The sequence below is a fragment of the Marinobacter lipolyticus SM19 genome, from assembly GCF_000397065.2.
GTDB lineage: Bacteria > Pseudomonadota > Gammaproteobacteria > Pseudomonadales > Oleiphilaceae > Marinobacter > Marinobacter lipolyticus.
The window spans coordinates 426,569-443,758 of record NZ_KE007326.1 but is presented as its reverse complement, the minus strand read 5'-3'; the positions used below and the strand labels follow the sequence as shown (position 1 = coordinate 443,758).

The 17,190-nt window shown below is 57.4% G+C and carries 16 protein-coding genes and 1 tRNA gene; 5 read left to right on the top strand and 12 right to left on the bottom strand.

Annotated features, from left to right (window positions below; genetic code table 11):
* Positions 1-85: 85 nt before the first annotated feature.
* Entirely contained in the window at positions 86-964 is an 879-nt protein-coding gene (locus MARLIPOL_RS14165) for an SDR family oxidoreductase (RefSeq protein WP_012138910.1), read from the top strand.
* A gap of 30 nt (positions 965-994) precedes the next feature.
* Here the strand turns inward: MARLIPOL_RS14165 and fnr are convergent, their stop codons facing one another.
* Positions 995-1,753: a fumarate/nitrate reduction transcriptional regulator Fnr gene (gene fnr, locus MARLIPOL_RS14160; RefSeq protein WP_012138909.1), complete on the bottom strand. Its 759-nt coding sequence runs from the start codon at positions 1,751-1,753 to the stop codon at positions 995-997.
* 143 nt (positions 1,754-1,896) lie between these two features.
* Entirely contained in the window at positions 1,897-3,105 is a 1,209-nt protein-coding gene (fabB, locus tag MARLIPOL_RS14155) for a beta-ketoacyl-ACP synthase I (RefSeq protein WP_012138908.1), read from the bottom strand.
* 212 nt (positions 3,106-3,317) lie between these two features.
* On the opposite strand from fabB, the gene MARLIPOL_RS14150 reads away from it, so the two are divergent.
* The gene (locus tag MARLIPOL_RS14150; RefSeq protein ID WP_012138906.1) at positions 3,318-3,842 is read left to right on the top strand and encodes an Mpo1 family 2-hydroxy fatty acid dioxygenase; all 525 of its coding nucleotides are present in this window, start codon (positions 3,318-3,320) and stop codon (positions 3,840-3,842) included.
* 51 nt (positions 3,843-3,893) lie between these two features.
* Positions 3,894-4,676: a helix-turn-helix domain-containing protein gene (locus MARLIPOL_RS14145; protein ID WP_012138905.1), complete on the top strand. Its 783-nt coding sequence runs from the start codon at positions 3,894-3,896 to the stop codon at positions 4,674-4,676.
* On the opposite strand, the gene ylqF is transcribed toward MARLIPOL_RS14145, so the two are convergent.
* Complete coding sequence (gene ylqF / locus MARLIPOL_RS14140) at positions 4,668-5,561, bottom strand: ribosome biogenesis GTPase YlqF (protein WP_012138903.1); 894 nt, start codon at positions 5,559-5,561, stop codon at positions 4,668-4,670. The genes MARLIPOL_RS14145 and ylqF overlap by 9 nt on opposite strands.
* A gap of 241 nt (positions 5,562-5,802) precedes the next feature.
* Here ylqF and MARLIPOL_RS14135 point away from each other — a divergent pair, with 241 nt between their 5' ends.
* Positions 5,803-6,261 (top strand): Spy/CpxP family protein refolding chaperone, encoded by a 459-nt coding sequence (locus tag MARLIPOL_RS14135; protein WP_012138902.1) that lies wholly within the window; start codon positions 5,803-5,805, stop codon positions 6,259-6,261.
* A 492-nt stretch (positions 6,262-6,753) separates the two neighbouring features.
* Here MARLIPOL_RS14135 and MARLIPOL_RS14130 read toward each other — a convergent pair whose 3' ends face one another.
* From MARLIPOL_RS14130 to MARLIPOL_RS14115, 4 genes are all read right to left on the bottom strand, one after another.
* The gene (locus MARLIPOL_RS14130; RefSeq protein ID WP_012138901.1) at positions 6,754-9,240 is read right to left on the bottom strand and encodes an efflux RND transporter permease subunit; all 2,487 of its coding nucleotides are present in this window, start codon (positions 9,238-9,240) and stop codon (positions 6,754-6,756) included.
* A gap of 52 nt (positions 9,241-9,292) precedes the next feature.
* Positions 9,293-10,513: a methyl-accepting chemotaxis protein gene (locus MARLIPOL_RS14125; RefSeq protein ID WP_012138900.1), complete on the bottom strand. Its 1,221-nt coding sequence runs from the start codon at positions 10,511-10,513 to the stop codon at positions 9,293-9,295.
* Between the two features lie 147 nt (positions 10,514-10,660).
* Positions 10,661-11,701: a lipoyl synthase gene (lipA, locus tag MARLIPOL_RS14120; RefSeq protein ID WP_012138899.1), complete on the bottom strand. Its 1,041-nt coding sequence runs from the start codon at positions 11,699-11,701 to the stop codon at positions 10,661-10,663.
* A 128-nt stretch (positions 11,702-11,829) separates the two neighbouring features.
* A complete protein-coding gene (locus MARLIPOL_RS14115) occupies positions 11,830-13,107 on the bottom strand; it encodes an O-acetylhomoserine aminocarboxypropyltransferase/cysteine synthase family protein (protein WP_012138898.1) in 1,278 nt (425 codons plus the stop codon).
* Positions 13,108-13,296: 189 nt separating this feature from the next.
* On the opposite strand from MARLIPOL_RS14115, the gene MARLIPOL_RS14110 reads away from it, so the two are divergent.
* A complete protein-coding gene (locus MARLIPOL_RS14110) occupies positions 13,297-13,812 on the top strand; it encodes a hypothetical protein (RefSeq protein WP_012138897.1) in 516 nt (171 codons plus the stop codon).
* 39 nt (positions 13,813-13,851) lie between these two features.
* On the opposite strand, the gene MARLIPOL_RS14105 is transcribed toward MARLIPOL_RS14110, so the two are convergent.
* The 5 genes from MARLIPOL_RS14105 to MARLIPOL_RS14085 form a co-directional block, all read right to left on the bottom strand.
* Positions 13,852-14,307, bottom strand: coding sequence for a PACE efflux transporter (locus tag MARLIPOL_RS14105; protein ID WP_012138896.1), 456 nt, complete (start codon positions 14,305-14,307; stop codon positions 13,852-13,854).
* Between the two features lie 92 nt (positions 14,308-14,399).
* Positions 14,400-14,476, bottom strand: a tRNA-Met gene (locus MARLIPOL_RS14100).
* Between the two features lie 92 nt (positions 14,477-14,568).
* Positions 14,569-15,660, bottom strand: a complete 1,092-nt coding sequence (gene ychF / locus MARLIPOL_RS14095; protein ID WP_012138895.1) for a redox-regulated ATPase YchF — start codon at positions 15,658-15,660, stop codon at positions 14,569-14,571.
* Positions 15,661-15,737: 77 nt separating this feature from the next.
* Positions 15,738-16,328, bottom strand: coding sequence for an aminoacyl-tRNA hydrolase (gene pth / locus MARLIPOL_RS14090; RefSeq protein ID WP_012138893.1), 591 nt, complete (start codon positions 16,326-16,328; stop codon positions 15,738-15,740).
* A gap of 30 nt (positions 16,329-16,358) precedes the next feature.
* The gene (locus tag MARLIPOL_RS14085) at positions 16,359-17,003 is read right to left on the bottom strand and encodes a 50S ribosomal protein L25/general stress protein Ctc (RefSeq protein WP_012138891.1); all 645 of its coding nucleotides are present in this window, start codon (positions 17,001-17,003) and stop codon (positions 16,359-16,361) included.
* Positions 17,004-17,190 lie beyond the last annotated feature (187 nt).

The window sequence follows — 17,190 nt, the reverse complement described above, 5'->3', positions numbered from 1 at the left end:
TATGGTGGTTACCCGCAGTGCCATTGGCTTGATCGTTATCGGGTGACCGTCACATAAGTGATATTTCTGGAGGCGTGGGACGCTTGTGCATGTTGTTGTAGTTCATGATTACGGCCCGTTGGGCAGGGTTTTGCTGGAGCGGCTGCGGGATACACCGCTCCAGATCAGTCCGTTGCTGGTGAGTGACCCGGACAAGGCGGACCTGTCTGCCCTGGAGGAATGGATACCGGGGGATACGGACCTGATCGTCAATGCCTTGTGGCTGACGGACCCTGAAACCGCGGAGCGTGATCCCGAAGGTATCCGCAAGGCGGCCTTTTCCCTGCCAATAGCGTTGGCAGAGTTCGCCCGCGACCGGGACATGGCACTGTTCCAGTTGTCCTCTTGTTATGTTTTTGATGGTCGCAAACAGAACGCCTATATTTCCTCGAATCCAGGCCATCCCAGCAATGAGCTGGGCAACTGGCAGTGGGAGTGTGAGCAGGCCTTGAGAGCGCTATTGCCCCATCACATTATATTGCGTACCGGCTGGAGCCTCGGGCGCTTTATTCGCAAGGTGCAACAGGGAACGGGGCCGGGAGATACCTTGCGTTTGCCGGGCCGTTGCCGGGGGCAGCCAGTAACGGTACGGGATCTGGCCCGGGTGATGAAAGCGGTGATTTTGCAGTTGGATTGCGGTGCAGAAGTGTGGGGTACCTATCAATACGCTGGCGCCGAAGAAATATCCCTCTATGAACTCGGGCTGGCGATTGCCGGTTTGCCGGGGATTCCCAATGGTATCCGGGTAGTGGATGACATGCCGAAGTGGGCAGCACTGGAGCCGGTAAACGCTACCCTGATCTGCACGAAAATCCGCAATACGTTTGGCATCAAGCAACTGCCCTGGCGTTCGGGGCTGACCGATGAGCTGGAAGCTTTGTCATCGGTTGGCGGCAAACAGCCAACGGATACAACGGCCCACTGAAGTGCAGTGGGCAAGTGATAGATAAGATTCTTACCGTGGGGACGGGGGGCTCTGGCGGTCGAAATCCGGCATAACGCCGCGCAAAGATTCGATATCCAAAAGCTCAACTTCACGACCCTGGGTTCTGATAATGCCCTGATTCTGGAACCGGGTAAAAACCCGGCTGACAGTTTCAACAGCAAGGCCGAGAAAGTTGGCAATATCACTGCGAGCCATTGGCAAGTTAAATTTCGTCCCTGACATGCGCCTGCGCTGAAACCGGCTCGACAGCGACAGAAGCAAAGCGGCGATGCGCTCCTCCGCACTGTTCTTGCTCAGCAGCATGGCCAGTTGATGGCTGCCCTGGATTTCCCGGCTCATCAGCTGGTACATGTGGTGCTGGAGCTCAGGCATGGCGCTGGTCAGCTCTTCCAGTTTCTCTATCGGAAACTTGCACACACTGGTGCGTTCCAGTGCCTTGGCGGTGCAGGCATAGCGTTCTCCGCTCAGACTGTCCAGACCGACCAGTTCACCGGGCAGGAAGAAGCCGGTGACCTGTTCGCTGCCATTCTCGGTAATGATCGAGGTTTTAACGGCACCACTACGGACCGCCAAACAGGAGCGGAATGGGGTGTCCTGGTCAAAAAGGTGATCACCACGATCGTAGATTCGCCCCTGCTCCACAATGTCTTCCAGTTGGTCGAGCTGGTTTTCCTCAACGGCAAGGGGAAGGCAAAGATTGCTCAGGCTGCACGTGTGGCAGGAAGCCTTGAGAGCGGGAGAAAGTTTGACGCTGATTGCTCGATCCATGACAGGAGTCTACCCAGATTGATTCATATCAAGCTTGTAGCCTAATACGGATCGCCTGACAAGCCAATGATGATACGTATGGTCACTGATAAAAAATTGAAGGCGAAGAGTCCGTGTGGTGAGTGGACTCCCCGCCGGCGGGGTCAGACTTTCTGGAATATCAGAGAAGCATTGGTGCCGCCAAAGCCAAAACTGTTGGACATGACGGTATTCAGCTCAGCGTCCAGGGCGTTGGGGCCCACGAGTGGCATGTCGCTGACCTTGTCATCAGGCGAGTTCAGGTTGGCCGTGCCGGCGATGAATCCGTTCTGGAGCATCAGCAGCGAATAAATGGCTTCGTGAACACCGGACGCACCCAGGGAATGACCTGACAGGGACTTGGTGGATGAGATCCTTGGCACGTCATCACCAAAAACGTTGCGAACCGCGCCCAACTCTGCGACATCGCCGACCGGCGTACTGGTGCCGTGGGCGTTGATGTAGTCCACCGCAGAGTTAACGGTTGCCAGAGCCTGTTTCATGCAGCGCATGGCGCCTTCGCCGGAAGGGGCGACCATGTCATGGCCATCGGATGTGGCGCCGTAACCGGTGAGTTCCGCGATGATTGGTGCGCCGCGCTTACGGGCGTGCTCAAGTTCTTCCATCACCAGCATGCCGCCACCACCGGCTATGACAAAACCATCACGGCCGCTGTCAAAGGGGCGGGAGGCCGTTGCCGGGGCATCATTGTATTTGGTTGACAGGGCACCCATGGCGTCAAACAGCATGGTCAGACTCCAGTCCTCTTCCTCACCGCCGCCCGCGAACACGATATCCTGCTTGCCGGCCTGGATTTGCTCCATCGCGTGGCCAATGCAATGGGCGCTGGTGGCGCAGGCCGAAGACATGGAATAGTTGACGCCACGGATCTTGAACGCCGTGGCCAGGCAGGCGGAGACCGTACTGGTCATGATGCGCGGGACCATATAGGGCCCGATGCGCTTGACGCCTTTTTCCCGCATCAAATCCACCGCCTCGACCTGGCTGGCGCTGGACGCTCCTCCGGAGCCTGCAATCAGGCCGGTGCGATCATTGGAAACCAGGTCTTCGGTCAGACCGGCGGACGCCACAGCCTGTTGCATGGCCAGATAGCTGTACATCGCGGACTGACCCATGAAACGACGCAGTTTGCGATCGATCACACTGGTATCCACATCCACCGAACCGCAAATCTGACTGCGGAACCCCAGGTCCTTATAGGTATCGCTGAAGCGAATGCCTGACTTGCCGTTTTTCAGGCTGTCCAGCACTGCATCGGTCGAGTTTCCCAGACACGAAACAATGCCCATACCGGTGACGACAACGCGTCTCATAGCTTCCTCCTCATGAGCTCACCCGGGTGTTGGGTGGAGCTGATAGTTCGCAGACGTTACAGAGCAGTTTAAGTGTTTTGTCGCTCAGGTGGTATTTGACCTTGGTAAGGGTAATCGTCGCCCGGGTGCTCCTTCGTAGCCGTTACGTACAAGGCAGGGCCGGATGACGTTGATAACATGACATCCGTCAAATACAACAAGAGGATAGTTTTGTGCGTAGCTTGTCCCAGTTTCTCCATGATTACGGCGACAGCCATCAGAACCCCGTCAACCAGTGGGTGCATATCGTCTGTGTGCCGGCCATCCTGATCTCAACCCTTGGTTTGCTGTGGCTGATACCGGTAGGCCAGTGGCTGGGCTTGTCTGGCGCCGCGGCAGCATGGATCAACGGTGCCACCATTCTGGCCGTGTTGTCGGGTATTGTGTATCTGCGGCTGTCCGTGTGGGTGTTTGTGCTGATGGCTGTCTGGTTTGCCTTGTCGGCCTGGATTATCCAGAGTGTAATTGCTGCCGGTTGGTCGCTGTTCTGGAGCAGTCTCGTGGTCTGGGTCCTGGCCTGGGCGGTTCAGGTATGGGGTCATAAAGTAGAAGGCAAAAAGCCGTCTTTTGTGGAGGACTTGGTGTTTCTGCTGATTGGGCCTATCTTCGTCAGCATCGAATTTGCCGCCAAGCTGGGCATTCCAGTACCCCATGCACAGGGCGCGCACTCAACCAGCAAACCAGCCCAGGGTCACTGATGTGCGCTGATTGGGGTATGCTTGGTAGCTGATCCCGATCAGGCGCATTCTATGACGTGGCATTCCATGGGCAGTGCCTCTGCCCACGACAATCCCCAGGGCACGCTGTTTCTGTGGCCCGATCACTGGCAGGTGGTCGGGCGGCTGATGCCAAACCGGCCACATCGACACATCAGTGCGTCACTGCTGGTGGGGCTGGATCAGGCGTTCCAGCTGCAGGTGGACGGCCACTGGCGCCGTTCCCGGGCAGCTATTGTGTCACCCGACGTTATACAGGCACTCGATCCTGGCCATGCCCGTATGTGGATTGCCCAGATGGATCCCGATAGCCGTCACTGGCGCGCACTGCGTCATCTGGTTGGTAATGCGGGTTCCGCCGATCTGAATCTGGATCGTCTTGACCTGCCATCGGTTCAGGAGCAGGGCTGTGAGGCTGTGGAGCGCTGCCTGGAAGGGTTGCTGACCAGCGCCGGACACCCCGTGGAACCACTGGACGAGCGGGTGTCACGGGTCTGTGAAATGCTGCGAAGGGAGTTGCCGGAGAAGTTGGACGTCAGCATGCTGGCGGGGTGCGTCGGACTATCCTCGTCGCGCCTGAGCCACCTGTTCCGTGAGCAGACCGGCGTGCCGCTGCGTCGCTTCCTGCTTCACCTGAAAATGAATCGTGCGCTGGCATTCTGGGAACCAGGCAAGTCCGTGTCACAGCTGGCCTCAGAGGCTGGCTTCTACGACCAGCCTCACTTGGTGAGAACCGCCCGGGACATGTTCGACGCCTTGCCCTCGGAATATGTCACCGCCGGCTGGTTTCGGGTCTGTCGGTGCCAGTCACCCTGACTGGTCGGCTTCCTTGGCCAGTCGGGCAGCTTCGGCCTCCCGGGCTTCCTGTTCAACCATCTCCGGGGTCTCCAGTGAGATCCGTCCCAGCGTACCGGCCCGTAACTCGTTAAGCAGCACTTCGGACACCTTGTGCAGGTCGGGAATACCTCCCCGTGCGAAGAACCGGCGTTTGGCGGCGATAGCATCCATCAGGGCCAGACCGTCCACCGGCAACTCGTCGAAACCATAACGTTTCCTGACCAGCTCCGGGTAGGCCTGTAGCAGGTAATCTGCCTCGAACAGGGCGACGTCCTCGAAATCAATCACCGCACTGCGGATGGCGCCGGTGATCGCGAGACGATAGCCGCAAGCTTCCGGTGACAGCTTGGGCCAGAGGAACCCCGGGGTGTCGTACAGCAGTATGTTGTCCGGCAGCTTGATGGCCTGTTGGGCGCGGGTCACCGCCGGTTCGTTACCGGTTTTCGCCGCCGGGCGTCCGGCCAGAGTATTGATCAGGGTGGACTTCCCGACATTCGGAATGCCAAGGATCATCACCCGCAGTGCACTTTTCTGCCGGTCGTGGTCAGGCGTCATCGCGGTAGCGAGCTTGAGAATGTCCATAGCCTCGGCGCGCTGATTGTGGGTGAGGGTGATGGCACGGACGCCCCTTTCCTTCTCCAGCCAGGCCTGCCAGCGAGCGGTAACATCCGGATCTGCCAGGTCACGCTTGTTGAGTACCTTGATCAGCGGCGTATCGCCCCGCAGGTTCGGAACCAGCGGGTTTTCGCTGCTGAAAGGAATGCGGGCATCGACGACCTCGATGATAAGGTCCATCTGCGGCATTACCTTTTTGATCTCCTTTCGGGCCTTGTGCATATGCCCGGGAAACCAGTTGATGGCCATGTTGACGCTCCAGATTTGGCTTAATCGCGCCATTATGGACGGGAATGACCAAATTTTCACATTTGATTGAAACCGCCGGTGCCGCGGGATTTCGCCGGGTGGTTTGAGAAATGTGTACAAAAAGAAGGGATATCGGGGTGAAAGCGGAGGGTGTTTTGTTTTAGGGTGGTGGACCTGAACCGAGAAACCAATGATGATCAGCGGTTTGACGTTAATTGCCGCTTAATTTACGGAGACATTTATGAAGCTTGTAAAACTGTTTGGTATCGCTCTTCTGACTATCGGGCTGGCCGGCCCGGTAATGGCTCAGGACATGAGCCAGCAACAACGCCCGCAGGGCGACCAGGTAGACCAACTGGCGGAGCTGGTAGGTCTGAGCGATGACCAGCAGAAAGAGATTCGCGGCATCATCGAAGAGATGCAGGGTGAAATTCAGGGTCTTCAGGCCGAAGCCCAGCAGCTGCAGCAGGCGATCCAGGCCGAGATCAAGCCGGACTATGACGAAGACACCATCCGCGACAACGCCGAAAAACTGGGTGACCTGACAGGCGAAATGACTGCCCTGTCTACCCTGATGCAGGCGAAGGTCGATGCGGTGTTCACTGAAGAGCAGCGCGCGGAGCTGGACAAGCGCATGAAGCAGATGCAGCAGCAGATGCAACAGCGCCGTCAGATGCAGCAGCAAATGCAGCAGCAGTAAGCGCCTGACCTGAAAAAAGCCGCCACGGTTTCTGGCCGTTGGCGGTTTTTTTGTTTCTAGCCTGCGACTTGTGGTGCGGGCATGGCGGGTGAAGGCCCTCGCCAGAACCGCTACAAGCACCCGCAAGCGGGTCCAGCCAGCAATCACAGATTGCTGTCGTTCAGCTGTCGCATGAAGCTACGCTTCATAAACGCTCGGCTTCACCCCTGTGCGCTTCTCTCCGGCCATCCATGGCCTCCGAAATTCTGTCGAGGGCCTTCACCCGCCATGCCTCGGATTTTGCAGTTATGTGAAGCGGGGAATCAGTTTATTGTGATCTACGACTAACTTGGCGATATCCGTGAAGTAAGAAGATCGGTGATGAGCCCCCCTTCCCAAAATTTCGGAGGCCAGGGATGGCCGGAGAGAAGCGCACATGGACGTGCTCGTAGCGGTTTTGGGAAGGGGGGCTCATCACCGATCCGCCCCCCAAACCAGCAGGCTACAAAAAGACTACACCCCCGAACCAAACGGCTTGATCAGAACGATCAGACGCGGCAGCAGGGTCAGGGCGCCCGCCAGGGCCATGAACATGGCGAAGCCGGTGAACAGGCCGAAGTAGATGGTCGGGATGAAGTTTGACAGCACCAGGATCGAGAAACCGATGATGATGGTCAGGGACGTGTAGAACATCGCCCGGCCGATGCTGCGGTGACAGCGGTGCATGGTGGCGATGTAGTCGCCGTCTTTGGCGAACTCGGTCTTGAAGCGGTGGATGTAGTGGATAGTGTCATCGACCGCAATACCGACGGTTATAGCCGCCACCGTGATGGTCATCATATCCAGAGGAATGCCCAGCCAGCCCATCAGGCCCAGCACGGATCCGGCGGCGATCAGATTCGGGGCCATGCCTATCAGGGCCAGAAGAATCGATCGGAACAGGATCAGGAACATCAGCATAATGGCCAGGAACACCACGCCCAGCGTCTTGATCTGGGACTCGAACAGACTTTGCAGCATGTTGTTGTACATCACCGTCATACCGGTAAAGAGTACCTGATCGTCATCGAAGCCAAACTCACCGGTCAGGTGTTCGTGAATGGTTTCAAGCAGCTGATCGCGGCGCAGGTCCGGCATGGTTTCCAGGATGCGGACACTGAAGCGGGCCTGGTCGTTTTCCTCGGAGATGTAGGGGGTCAGCAGGGTGTCCCGGAGATCTTCCGGTATCGCTGTCGGCACAAAGGCCAGTTCCACGGCATCCAGCGGCTCACCACCGTTGACCTGTGCCAGCAGGTCCAGTGTGGTGCTGATGGACAGCACCTTGCCGGTATCCGACAGGCTGTCCAGGTAATTGTGGACGCTCCTTAGACGCTCCATCTTCTGGTAAGTGAACCAGGTGTCCCGATATTCCGCCGCGTCGCCGCAATCCTCTACGAACGGGTCACAGTCACTGGCAAATGGATCGCCCGAGCCTGCATCTTCAGGGGGAGGGTCGTCGGTGATCACCACATCCAGTGGAGTGGTGCCCCCCAGGCGATTGTCTATGGTGATCATGCCCTGGTGGATTTCCGTGCTGGATTTGAAGTAGTCGATAAAGCTGTTTTCTACCGTGAGCCTGCTCATTCCAACCACGCACAGCACAGCAATCACCAAGGAACCGCCAATGACGACCTTTCCATGGTGCTCAGTAAAGCGGGCAAAGGCATCGGTGAACGGGATCCGGTCGGATGCGACATAGCGGTCAATGGGCGGTGGCAGCAATGCCAGCAACGCTGGAAAAATCAGGAACGTGATCAGGAAGGCAACGGACAGGCCAATGGTCATCATCCAGCCAAAATCAATAACTGGACGGATGCCGCTGAAGGTCAGTGAGCCGAAGGCCACGATCGTGGTAATGGCCATGTAGAAACAGGGTTTGATCATGGCCAGCAGGGTACGTCGCAACGTGTCCCGGGGGGCCGCATCCGGCTCATCGTGCTGGAATTCCCGGTAGCGGACGATCAGGTGAATCGTCAGCGACAGGGTCATGATCAGCAGCAGCGACACGAAGTTGGAGGAAATCACCGTCACCGGCCACTGGGCCCAGGACAGGTATCCGATCACCAGCCATACGGTGAAACCACAGCACAACAGGGGCACCAGCACCCAGCGCCATTGGCGGAAGATGATGGCCAGAGTCAGCAACAGAAAGATCAACACGCCAACGCCGAACGTGGACAAGTCACTTTTTATGAACTGAATCATGTCCGCCACGATCATGGGAACGCCTCCCAGATAGATTTCGGCGTTATCCCGGTAGCCGTCCAGAATGGAGCGGACCTGGCCTATGGTCTGGTCTCGTTTCTCTCCCAGTTGCTCGGTGAAGCGGATAAATTCGTTGCTGATTTGCTCGAGTTTTCTCCGGTCCTCTTCGCTGGCGGTATCGCTGGCGACCTTATCGCGCAGTACCTCTCGCTGGCTCAGCAGGTCGAAATAGCGGTCCGGTGTGGGCAGGTTGACCTGAATGGCCGTGGTCTTTGCGTCCTCGCTGATCAACAGATTGGGGTAGAGCGGATTCTCCAGCAGGGCCTTGCGGGCAGTGTCCGGCGCCACGTTGTCCTCGTCCATGGTCCGGATTTCCGAATCCACCGTGTCGAGGGTCAGGTCCGGGCTGTGGAGCAGTGGCACGTTGAGGATGCTGTTGGTAGTGCTGACGCTATCCAGCGCTGCCAACTCGTCTCTCAGTTGGCGAAGGGTGCCCAGGGTTTTCTCACTGAACAGCTCTCCATCGGGAGTGAAGGTAACGATGAGGAAGTCGTCGGACGTGGTGAAGCGCCGGTTGACCTCGCGATACTGTTCCAGCGACCGGTCGTTCTCCAGCACCAGTGATTCGGCCGAGGCATCAAGCCGGAACTGGTCCAGCCTGAGGCTGGCAAGTACGAGAATGCTGGCGAAAACAATCAGGACAACAACCGGGTGGGGGAGAATCAACCGGTTGTAAAGGGAACGGATCAGGGTCATCGGCACATAGTCCACACTGTGATAAAACGAGTGCAGAGTGTGCCACAAAGCGTCAGTTAACTGTGACCCTGTTTGAGGCCACTTCCAGCGAGTCGATCAGGTTTTTCAGCCGTTGGGTCATATCTGCGCTCTCGGCCAATTGGGTCACCATGCTCTGGGTGGTGTCACGAATGCCCTGCACGTTGGCCAGCACATCGTCGGTGGATGCGGTCTGATCCGCGGACATGGAAGCGATCTCCTCATTGGTCTCGTCGATGCGCCCGACGACCGAATTGATGGCGCTCAGGGCTTTTCGGCCCTCCTCGGACTCATCCACGCAACGACTGGCATCCGCGGAGCTCTCGGTCATCTGGGTAACGGCCGTGTCCATGGCGGTGAGCAGGCGGTTAATCGTACCCTGGATCTGGTCGGTGGAATCCTGTACCCGCTGGGCCAGGTTGCGCACTTCGTCAGCAACCACTGCGAAGCCACGTCCCTGTTCGCCTGCGCGCGCGGCCTCGATGGCGGCGTTCAGGGCCAGCAGATTGGTTTGCTCGGCAATGCCCTTGATTTCGGTGACTGCGTGGCTGATTTCGTGGCTGTTCTCGGCGAGGGATTCCACACTGGACGCCGAGTGGCGAATGATCTCTTCAAGGCGACGAATGGAGTCAGCGCTGCGGGACACCCGCTCGCCACCTTCCTGGGCCGTGCTGCGGGCTTCATGAGACAGGGTCTTGGCAATGTTCGCCTGCTCGGCAATGCCACTGAAGCTTTGAAGCATGGCCTCGATGACTTCAGCGGAACGGTCTGCACCGGCTTGCTGGCGAGAAAGGTCATCGCGGCGGGCCTCGGCTGCGGCAGTCAGTTCGCGGACCTCGCTGTGCAGCCTCTCGATGGCTTCCTTCATGCTTTTGACCACGCTCATGGTGCGGTCCTGCATGGCGTTGAAGGCGTTGCCCATTTCACCGATTTCGTCTGTGGAGTCCACGTCAGCTCGTTTGCTGAGGTTGCCTGACGCCTGCACATCCACCATGGTACTTTTGAGGCGATTAACATGACGCTCGATAAAGGAAATCAGCAACTGGGAGCCGGCCATTTCCAGGGCCATCAGCATTGCAACAATCCCGGCAAATTCCAGTGCCGTGTCGCTGAAGACGTCGGCAAAGGAGCGGTCAGTGGCGGAGGCAATGGTGCTCATAGCGTAGAGCACCAGAAGGCAAAGTACGGTCAGTACGACGATGTTCAGCAGCCAGAACTTGTATTTCAGCCGTGCGTTTTTGAGTAATTGCAGCATGAGAAACCCGCTTTCCGATCAGCCAATGCCTCCTTGCTTAGGAGGGTGTTGATTAGCGTGAAAACGCTAAAGGTAGCAGCAGCTTGTGAACTTTTCCTTGTTTCAGGTCATGGCTCCAGCAGCATTTAACAATGGCTCACAATTACGTCAGTCAAGAGCCTTGACCGGAATCTGCTGAGCGTTGCTGGCGGGTACCTCGGGCACGGTCAGGCCCAGGTTGTTCTTGTCGAATACCCGATCCGCACGGTAGCTGGAGCGCACCATGGGCCCGGAAGGTACTTCCATGAAGCCCTTTTCAAGGCCAATGTCGCGGTAGCGGTTGAATTCTTCCGGTGTGACGTAACGCTCCACCGGCAGGTGGTTCGGAGTGGGGCGCAGGTACTGGCCAAGGGTCAGGATATCAACGCCGATGGCGCGCAGGTCATCCATGGTTTCAAGGATCTCTTCCTCGGTTTCACCCAGTCCGAGCATCAGGCTGGTCTTGGTGAGGACGTCCGGGCGGTATTGCTTGGCATGGGCGAGTACGCTGAGTGTCTTTTCGTAGCCGGCACGGGGATCGCGCACGCGGCTGGTAAGGCGTTTGACGGTTTCCACGTTCTGGGCGAAGACATCCAGCCCGGAATCCACCACCTTTTCCACGTCCGACATTACTGCATCAAAATCCGGGGTCAGTGCTTCAACTGCCACCTCCGGCGTCCGCTGTTTGATGGCGGAAACACAGGCCGCGTAATGAGCCGCGCCTCCGTCGTCCAGATCGTCCCGGTCCACGGAGGTCAGCACGATATATCGCAACCCCATCAGTTCCACCGACTTGGCGGTATTTTCCGGCTCTTCGTGATCCAGCCATCCCTTGGGGTTACCGGTATCCACCGCGCAGAAGCGGCAGGCGCGGGTACATACTGAGCCCATCACCATGATGGTGGCGGTGCCGTTGGTCCAGCATTCGCCAATATTGGGGCAATGGGATTCCTGGCAGACGGTGCTGAGGCGGTGTTCGCTGACGTTCTTGCGAACGGCGTCATAGCGCTCCCCGCCGGGCATACGCGCCCTCAGCCATTTGGGTTTGCGCTCAACGGCCGGCGTATCCTTGTGTCCGGATTGCTTGATTCCATCCTTGATCGCTGAAAAACCATGCTCGTTGCGGAATTTGGAACCACTGCTGATACGGGGCTTCGCACTGTCGCTCATTGCAACCGGACTCTCATTAAAACTTAGGGGATTTGTAAAGGGTAATGCCCGGGCAGGGTAGATACAAGGCAGATACGGGCAATCACGGGGGTAACCGGACCCGACATTCGTCGAACCCGGTTACAGAGTCAGCTACCGGCTTTGTCCAGCGCCTGAGTGATGTCGGCGATGATGTCGTCCACGTGTTCAATTCCAATGGACAGGCGCACCAGATCCTCGCTCACCCCCGCACTCTTGAGTTCGTCCGGGTTCAGCTGGCGATGGGTGGTGGTAGCCGGATGACAGGCCAGGGACTTGGCGTCCCCGATGTTCACCAGACGATAGATCAGTTCCAGCGCGTCGATAAACCTCGCGCCTGCCTCTCGGCCCCCTTTAATGCCGAAGCTCAGGATACCTGAGGCCTTACCGCCGCAGATTTTTTCGCACGTTGCCTTGTAGGGGCTATCGGCCAGGGCGGCGTAGTTGACCCACTCTACGGAGGGATGCTTCTGCAGGAAGTTGGCGACTTTCTCTGCGTTCTCGCAATGGCGTTCCATGCGCAGTGCCAGGGTTTCCAGGCCCTGCATGATCAGGAAAGCATTGAACGGAGCCAGAGCGGCGCCGGTGTTGCGCAGAGGTACCACGCGACAGCGACCGATAAAGGCTGCCGCGCCGAGGGCTTCGGTGTAGACCACGCCGTGATAGGACGGGTCCGGCTCGTTCAGCATCGGGAACTTGGCGGCACTGGCTTTCCAGTCGAACTTGCCGGAATCCACCACGACGCCGGCCACAGTAGTGCCGTGGCCGCCGATGTACTTGGTAAGAGAGTGAATCACGATGTCTGCGCCGTGATCGAAGGGGCGGCAAAGGAAGGGTGTTGCCACAGTGTTATCCACGATCAACGGAATGCCATGTTTATGGGCGATATCGGCCCAGCGCTGGATATCCACCACATTCCCGGCCGGGTTGCCGATGGATTCGCAAAACAGGGCGCGCGTATTGTCATCAATGGCGTTTTCCACGGCGTCGAAATCGTCGTGTTGCACCATGCGACAGTCAATGCCCTGATTTGGCAGAGAATGGGCAAACAGATTGTAAGTACCGCCGTAGAGCTGGCCGGTACTGACGATGTTGTTGCCAACCCTGCAGATGGTTTGCAGAGCATAGGTGATGGCCGCCATGCCGGAAGCCACCGCCAGGGCGCCTACACCACCCTCAAGCTCCGCCATTCGCTCTTCCAGAACGGCGTTGGTGGGGTTCATTATGCGGGTATAGATGTTGCCCTGTACCTTAAGATCAAACAGATCGGCGCCGTGCTGGGTGTCATCGAAGGTGTAGGACGTGGTCTGGTAAATCGGCGTGGTTGCGGCCCGGGTTGTAGGGTCGCTCTTGAAGCCCGCGTGAAGGGCCAGGGTTTCCGGTCTCATATCAACGGTCCTTGCAGTTGCATGTTTTTTATTTGTTTCGATCCGGGAGTATGCCACATCGAATGGAACTGGAGCACGGCTTCTGGCGTGAAATGAGTACCGCCAATATTCTATAAATCATTATGATTATGGTGTTGTTGGAAGTGCCGGGGATCGCACCGGTGTTCACTCATTGAAGAGAGAGTCTCTATGAATACGAAAACGATTCGTTCCACTGTAATTGCTACTGGCATTGTTTTGGCTGGCAGCCTGTCGACGATGCCCGTTTGGGCTCAGTCTGACGCTGCAGACAATATCCAGCAAGCTGTGGAAATGTCTGAGAAAGGCAAAGGCAAGGCTCGCGAAGCCAAAGAGAAGGCGAAAGAAGCCCGCAATAAGGGCAAGGATAAAGCCGAAGAAATGCGCGAGCGCGCTGAGGAAGACGCAGAGGATGCGCGGGATCGTGCTGAAGACGAGGCTGAAATGGCGCGTGAGCGTGCTGAAGATGAAGCCGAGCGTAATCGTGAGCGTGGTGAGGACGAAGCTGAACGTGCCCGCGAACGCGCCGAAGAGGCTAGAAAAAGCGGCGAGGATGCCCGGGAACAGGTAGAGGCTTCCAATCGGGATAATGAAAACCGCAAGGCTGACCCTGCATCAAAGGGCAGTGAAAAGGGGCAGGAGCAGAAGAAAGAAAACGCCAAAGCCTGGTGGAATATCTGGGACTGAGTCAGATTAGATCCTGAAAACGGGAAGGCCGGGCAGTGGTTAAGCCGGCCTTCTCCTGTCGCTCGCATCGTCGTCCGGAAAAATGGTGTCATAACACCAGGTGAACACGAATGCATATACGAGATAGAAAGCGATAAACGCGAAGTCGACGACCAGCGCTTCGACGAGCCCAATATCCATCCACCATGTGATGAACGGAAGGAACACGACAAGAAGTCCCGCTTCAAAACTAAACGCGTGTAATAATCGGGTTTTCAGCGATTTTCGCGTAGAGCCTGTCATTCTCTTCAGCCCATGGTCGAACATCAGGTTGAATGCATAGTTCCAGGCGGTTGCCATGGTTGCTCCGACGATGCCCAATACACTGGTCTTGTCCAGATCAAAACCAAAGATAAACACTGCGAGGGGCACGGAAAGTATAACTCCGAGTGCTTCAAAGGATACTGCCTGACGAATTCTGTCTTTGGTGGTTCTCATGATGTCGGAAAATTTCACTGCGGGTCGTCCCGCGTTCAATTCCCGGGAAGGGTGGGGTCGTCCCCAATAAAGAAAAGGGTCGCGACGTTAATCGCGACCCTTTCGAATATTGGTAGCAAGGGGCGGAGTCGAACCGCCGACCCCAGCATTATGAGTGCTGTGCTCTAACCAACTGAGCTACCTTGCCATTTCGCTTTGGGCATCGCCCCAAACGAGGCGCGTATTTTCAGTATTTGGGCGCTTCCTGTCAAGGCTTGAGGCCCGTTTTTTCCTGAAAAGTTACACGTTGAATCGGAAGTGGATGACGTCGCCGTCCTGAACGATGTAATCCTTGCCTTCCAGGCGCCATTTACCGGCATCCTTGGCGCCGGCTTCGCCGTTGTATTGCACGAAGTCGTCGTAGCTGACGACTTCGGCGCGGATAAAGCCGCGCTCGAAGTCGGTGTGGATAACAGCGGCAGCCTGAGGGGCTGTAGCGCCGATTCTGACGGTCCAGGCGCGGACTTCCTTTACTCCTGCGGTAAAGTAGGTCTGCAGGCCCAGGAGGCTGTATCCGGCACGAATCACGCGGTCCAGGCCGGGCTCTTCCATGCCCATCTCGTCGAGGAACATAGCTTTCTCGTCGTCTTCCAGTTCGGAGATTTCGGCTTCCAGCTTGTTGCAGATAGGCACTACCACGGCGTTTTCCGATTCGGCGATTGCCCTGACGGTGTCCAGGTGCGGGTTGTTCTCGAAGCCGTCTTCATTGACGTTGGCGATGTACATGGTCGGCTTGACAGTCAGCAGGCACAGTTCCCGGATCAGGGCCATCTGGTCCTTGTCGAGGTTCATGCTGCGCACGGGCTTGCCTTCGTTCAGCACTGGCAGCAGTTGCTCGAACATCTCAAGCTGGGCCTTGGCTTCCTTGTCGCCGCTCTTGGCCACCCGTTGAACGCGTTTGATGGCCTTTTCCACGGTTTCCAGGTCGGCCAGAGCCAGTTCGGTGTTGATGACGTCGATGTCGGAGGCCGGATCAATCTTGTTGGCCACGTGGATGACGTTGCCGTCCTCGAAGCAGCGTACAACGTGGGCGATGGCGTCAGTCTGGCGGATGTTGGCCAGGAACTGGTTACCCAGGCCTTCGCCTTTGGAGGCGCCAGCGACCAGGCCGGCGATGTCCACAAACTCCATGGTGGTGGGGACTACCCGCTCCGGTTTGACGATGTCAGCCAACTTGGTGAGGCGTGGGTCGGGCATGGCGACAACACCGGCATTGGGCTCGATGGTGCAGAACGGGAAGTTTTCCGCGCCAATGCCTGATTTGGTCAGTGCGTTGAACAGGGTGGATTTGCCGACGTTGGGAAGGCCGACGATGCCGCAGTTAAATCCCATGGAATGCCTCTGCTGGTGCTGGAAAATTTGGGCGGATTATACCGGTGTATGGTGGCGTAAGCGAGTAAGGGGATGTGTCAGGGGTTTGGCTTGAAGCTGTGCAAACGGTTCATGGCGGCAGGGAGTTTGCCGCTGGCGGCATCGGGAAGCACGCGCATGATTTCGTCAATCACTGCATTCAGCTCTTCCGTTTCCTGTTTGCCCAGGCGGCCGAGTACGTAGCCGGTGACTTTGCGGCTATCGCCGGGATGGCCGATGCCGACTCGCAATCTCAGGAAGTCGTTGGTGCCCAGGTGGGCAATGGTGTCCCGCAGGCCGTTATGTCCGCCGTGTCCGCCCCCTTTTTTGAGCTTGGCGGTGCCGGGAGGGATGTCGAGTTCGTCGTGGGCGACGAGGATCTGTTGGGGCTGAATCTTGAAGAAATCCGCCAGTGCCTTGATGGCCAGGCCGCTGCGGTTCATAAAGGTGGTGGGATTCAGCAGGTGCAGGTCGAGGCCCTGCCACTGGATGCGGGCGTAGAGCCCGTGATATTTGCGTTCGGGGCGGAGCGTCTGACCCGCAGTGCGGGCCAGAGCTTCGACGAACAGGGCGCCGGCGTTATGGCGGGTATTCTCGTAGTCAGTTCCGGGGTTTCCCAGACCAACCACCATGAGGATATCCTGTGCCATCCGCCATTGCCCTCGTCAGTACAGGAGTGATTACTCCTTGCTTTCGCCTTCTTCGCCTTCTTCACCTTCTTCGGCGTCATCAACCTTGGCACCGCGCGGCTTGTGGATAGCCACAACAGGCAGGTCGTGATCTTCGCCCTGGAGCAGAGCGGCAACGCGAACGCCTTTCGGCAGTTTCAGATCGCTCAGGTGGACAACCTTGTCCATGTCCACTTCAGCCATATCGACTTCGATGAACTCAGGCAGGTTCTGCGGCAGACAGATCACTTCTACTTCGGTGATCTGGTGGTTTGCAACGCCGCCCTGAAGTTTGATAGCCGGTGCGCTTTCTTCGTTGATGAAGTGCAGCGGTACGTTAACGTGGATTTCGTGGTCCTTGTCAACGCGCAGGAAGTCGGCGTGAGTCAGCAGCGGCTTGTACGGGTGACGCTGCAGATCCTTCAGGATTACGCTCTCTTTCTTGCCATCGAGTTCGATGGTCAGGACGTGAGAGAAGAAGGCCTCGTTCTCCAGAGCCTTTTTCAGCTCGTTGTGCCAGATGGCAATCGGAGTGGCTTCCTTGTTACCACCGTAAACGATGGCCGGGATTTTACGCTCCTCACGACGCAGGCGGCGGCTCGCACCTCTCCCCTGATCGCCACGAGGAAATGCTTCGATAACAAATTCCTGGGACATGATATGTACCTCAATCGTCACCTGAACTGCCCGCGACCAGGCGTGTGAACAGGTGATGTTTCTGAATAGCCGTTGAAACTTTTCTCCGGCTGACTAAAAGAGTCGGGAGCCTTGCAGGGCTCCCGACTCAAATGCTGTTTCAGCGTATTGTAAACGGCTGAATGGCCTGAATATCTCCGGATTTTCC

Excerpts from the sequence above, each read along its gene's own strand:
- fnr (WP_012138909.1), bottom strand. The coding sequence starts at position 1,753 with ATGGATCGAGCAATCAGCGTCAAACTTTCTCCCGCTCTCAAGGCTTCC.
- fabB (WP_012138908.1), bottom strand. The coding sequence starts at position 3,105 with ATGAGACGCGTTGTCGTCACCGGTATGGGCATTGTTTCGTGTCTGGGA.
- MARLIPOL_RS14145 (WP_012138905.1), top strand. The coding sequence starts at position 3,894 with ATGACGTGGCATTCCATGGGCAGTGCCTCTGCCCACGACAATCCCCAG.
- ylqF (WP_012138903.1), bottom strand. The coding sequence starts at position 5,561 with ATGGCCATCAACTGGTTTCCCGGGCATATGCACAAGGCCCGAAAGGAG.
- MARLIPOL_RS14135 (WP_012138902.1), top strand. The coding sequence starts at position 5,803 with ATGAAGCTTGTAAAACTGTTTGGTATCGCTCTTCTGACTATCGGGCTG.
- MARLIPOL_RS14130 (WP_012138901.1), bottom strand. The coding sequence starts at position 9,240 with ATGACCCTGATCCGTTCCCTTTACAACCGGTTGATTCTCCCCCACCCG.
- MARLIPOL_RS14125 (WP_012138900.1), bottom strand. The coding sequence starts at position 10,513 with ATGCTGCAATTACTCAAAAACGCACGGCTGAAATACAAGTTCTGGCTG.
- lipA (WP_012138899.1), bottom strand. The coding sequence starts at position 11,701 with ATGAGCGACAGTGCGAAGCCCCGTATCAGCAGTGGTTCCAAATTCCGC.
- MARLIPOL_RS14115 (WP_012138898.1), bottom strand. The coding sequence starts at position 13,107 with ATGAGACCGGAAACCCTGGCCCTTCACGCGGGCTTCAAGAGCGACCCT.
- MARLIPOL_RS14110 (WP_012138897.1), top strand. The coding sequence starts at position 13,297 with ATGAATACGAAAACGATTCGTTCCACTGTAATTGCTACTGGCATTGTT.
- ychF (WP_012138895.1), bottom strand. The coding sequence starts at position 15,660 with ATGGGATTTAACTGCGGCATCGTCGGCCTTCCCAACGTCGGCAAATCC.
- pth (WP_012138893.1), bottom strand. The coding sequence starts at position 16,328 with ATGGCACAGGATATCCTCATGGTGGTTGGTCTGGGAAACCCCGGAACT.
- MARLIPOL_RS14085 (WP_012138891.1), bottom strand. The coding sequence starts at position 17,003 with ATGTCCCAGGAATTTGTTATCGAAGCATTTCCTCGTGGCGATCAGGGG.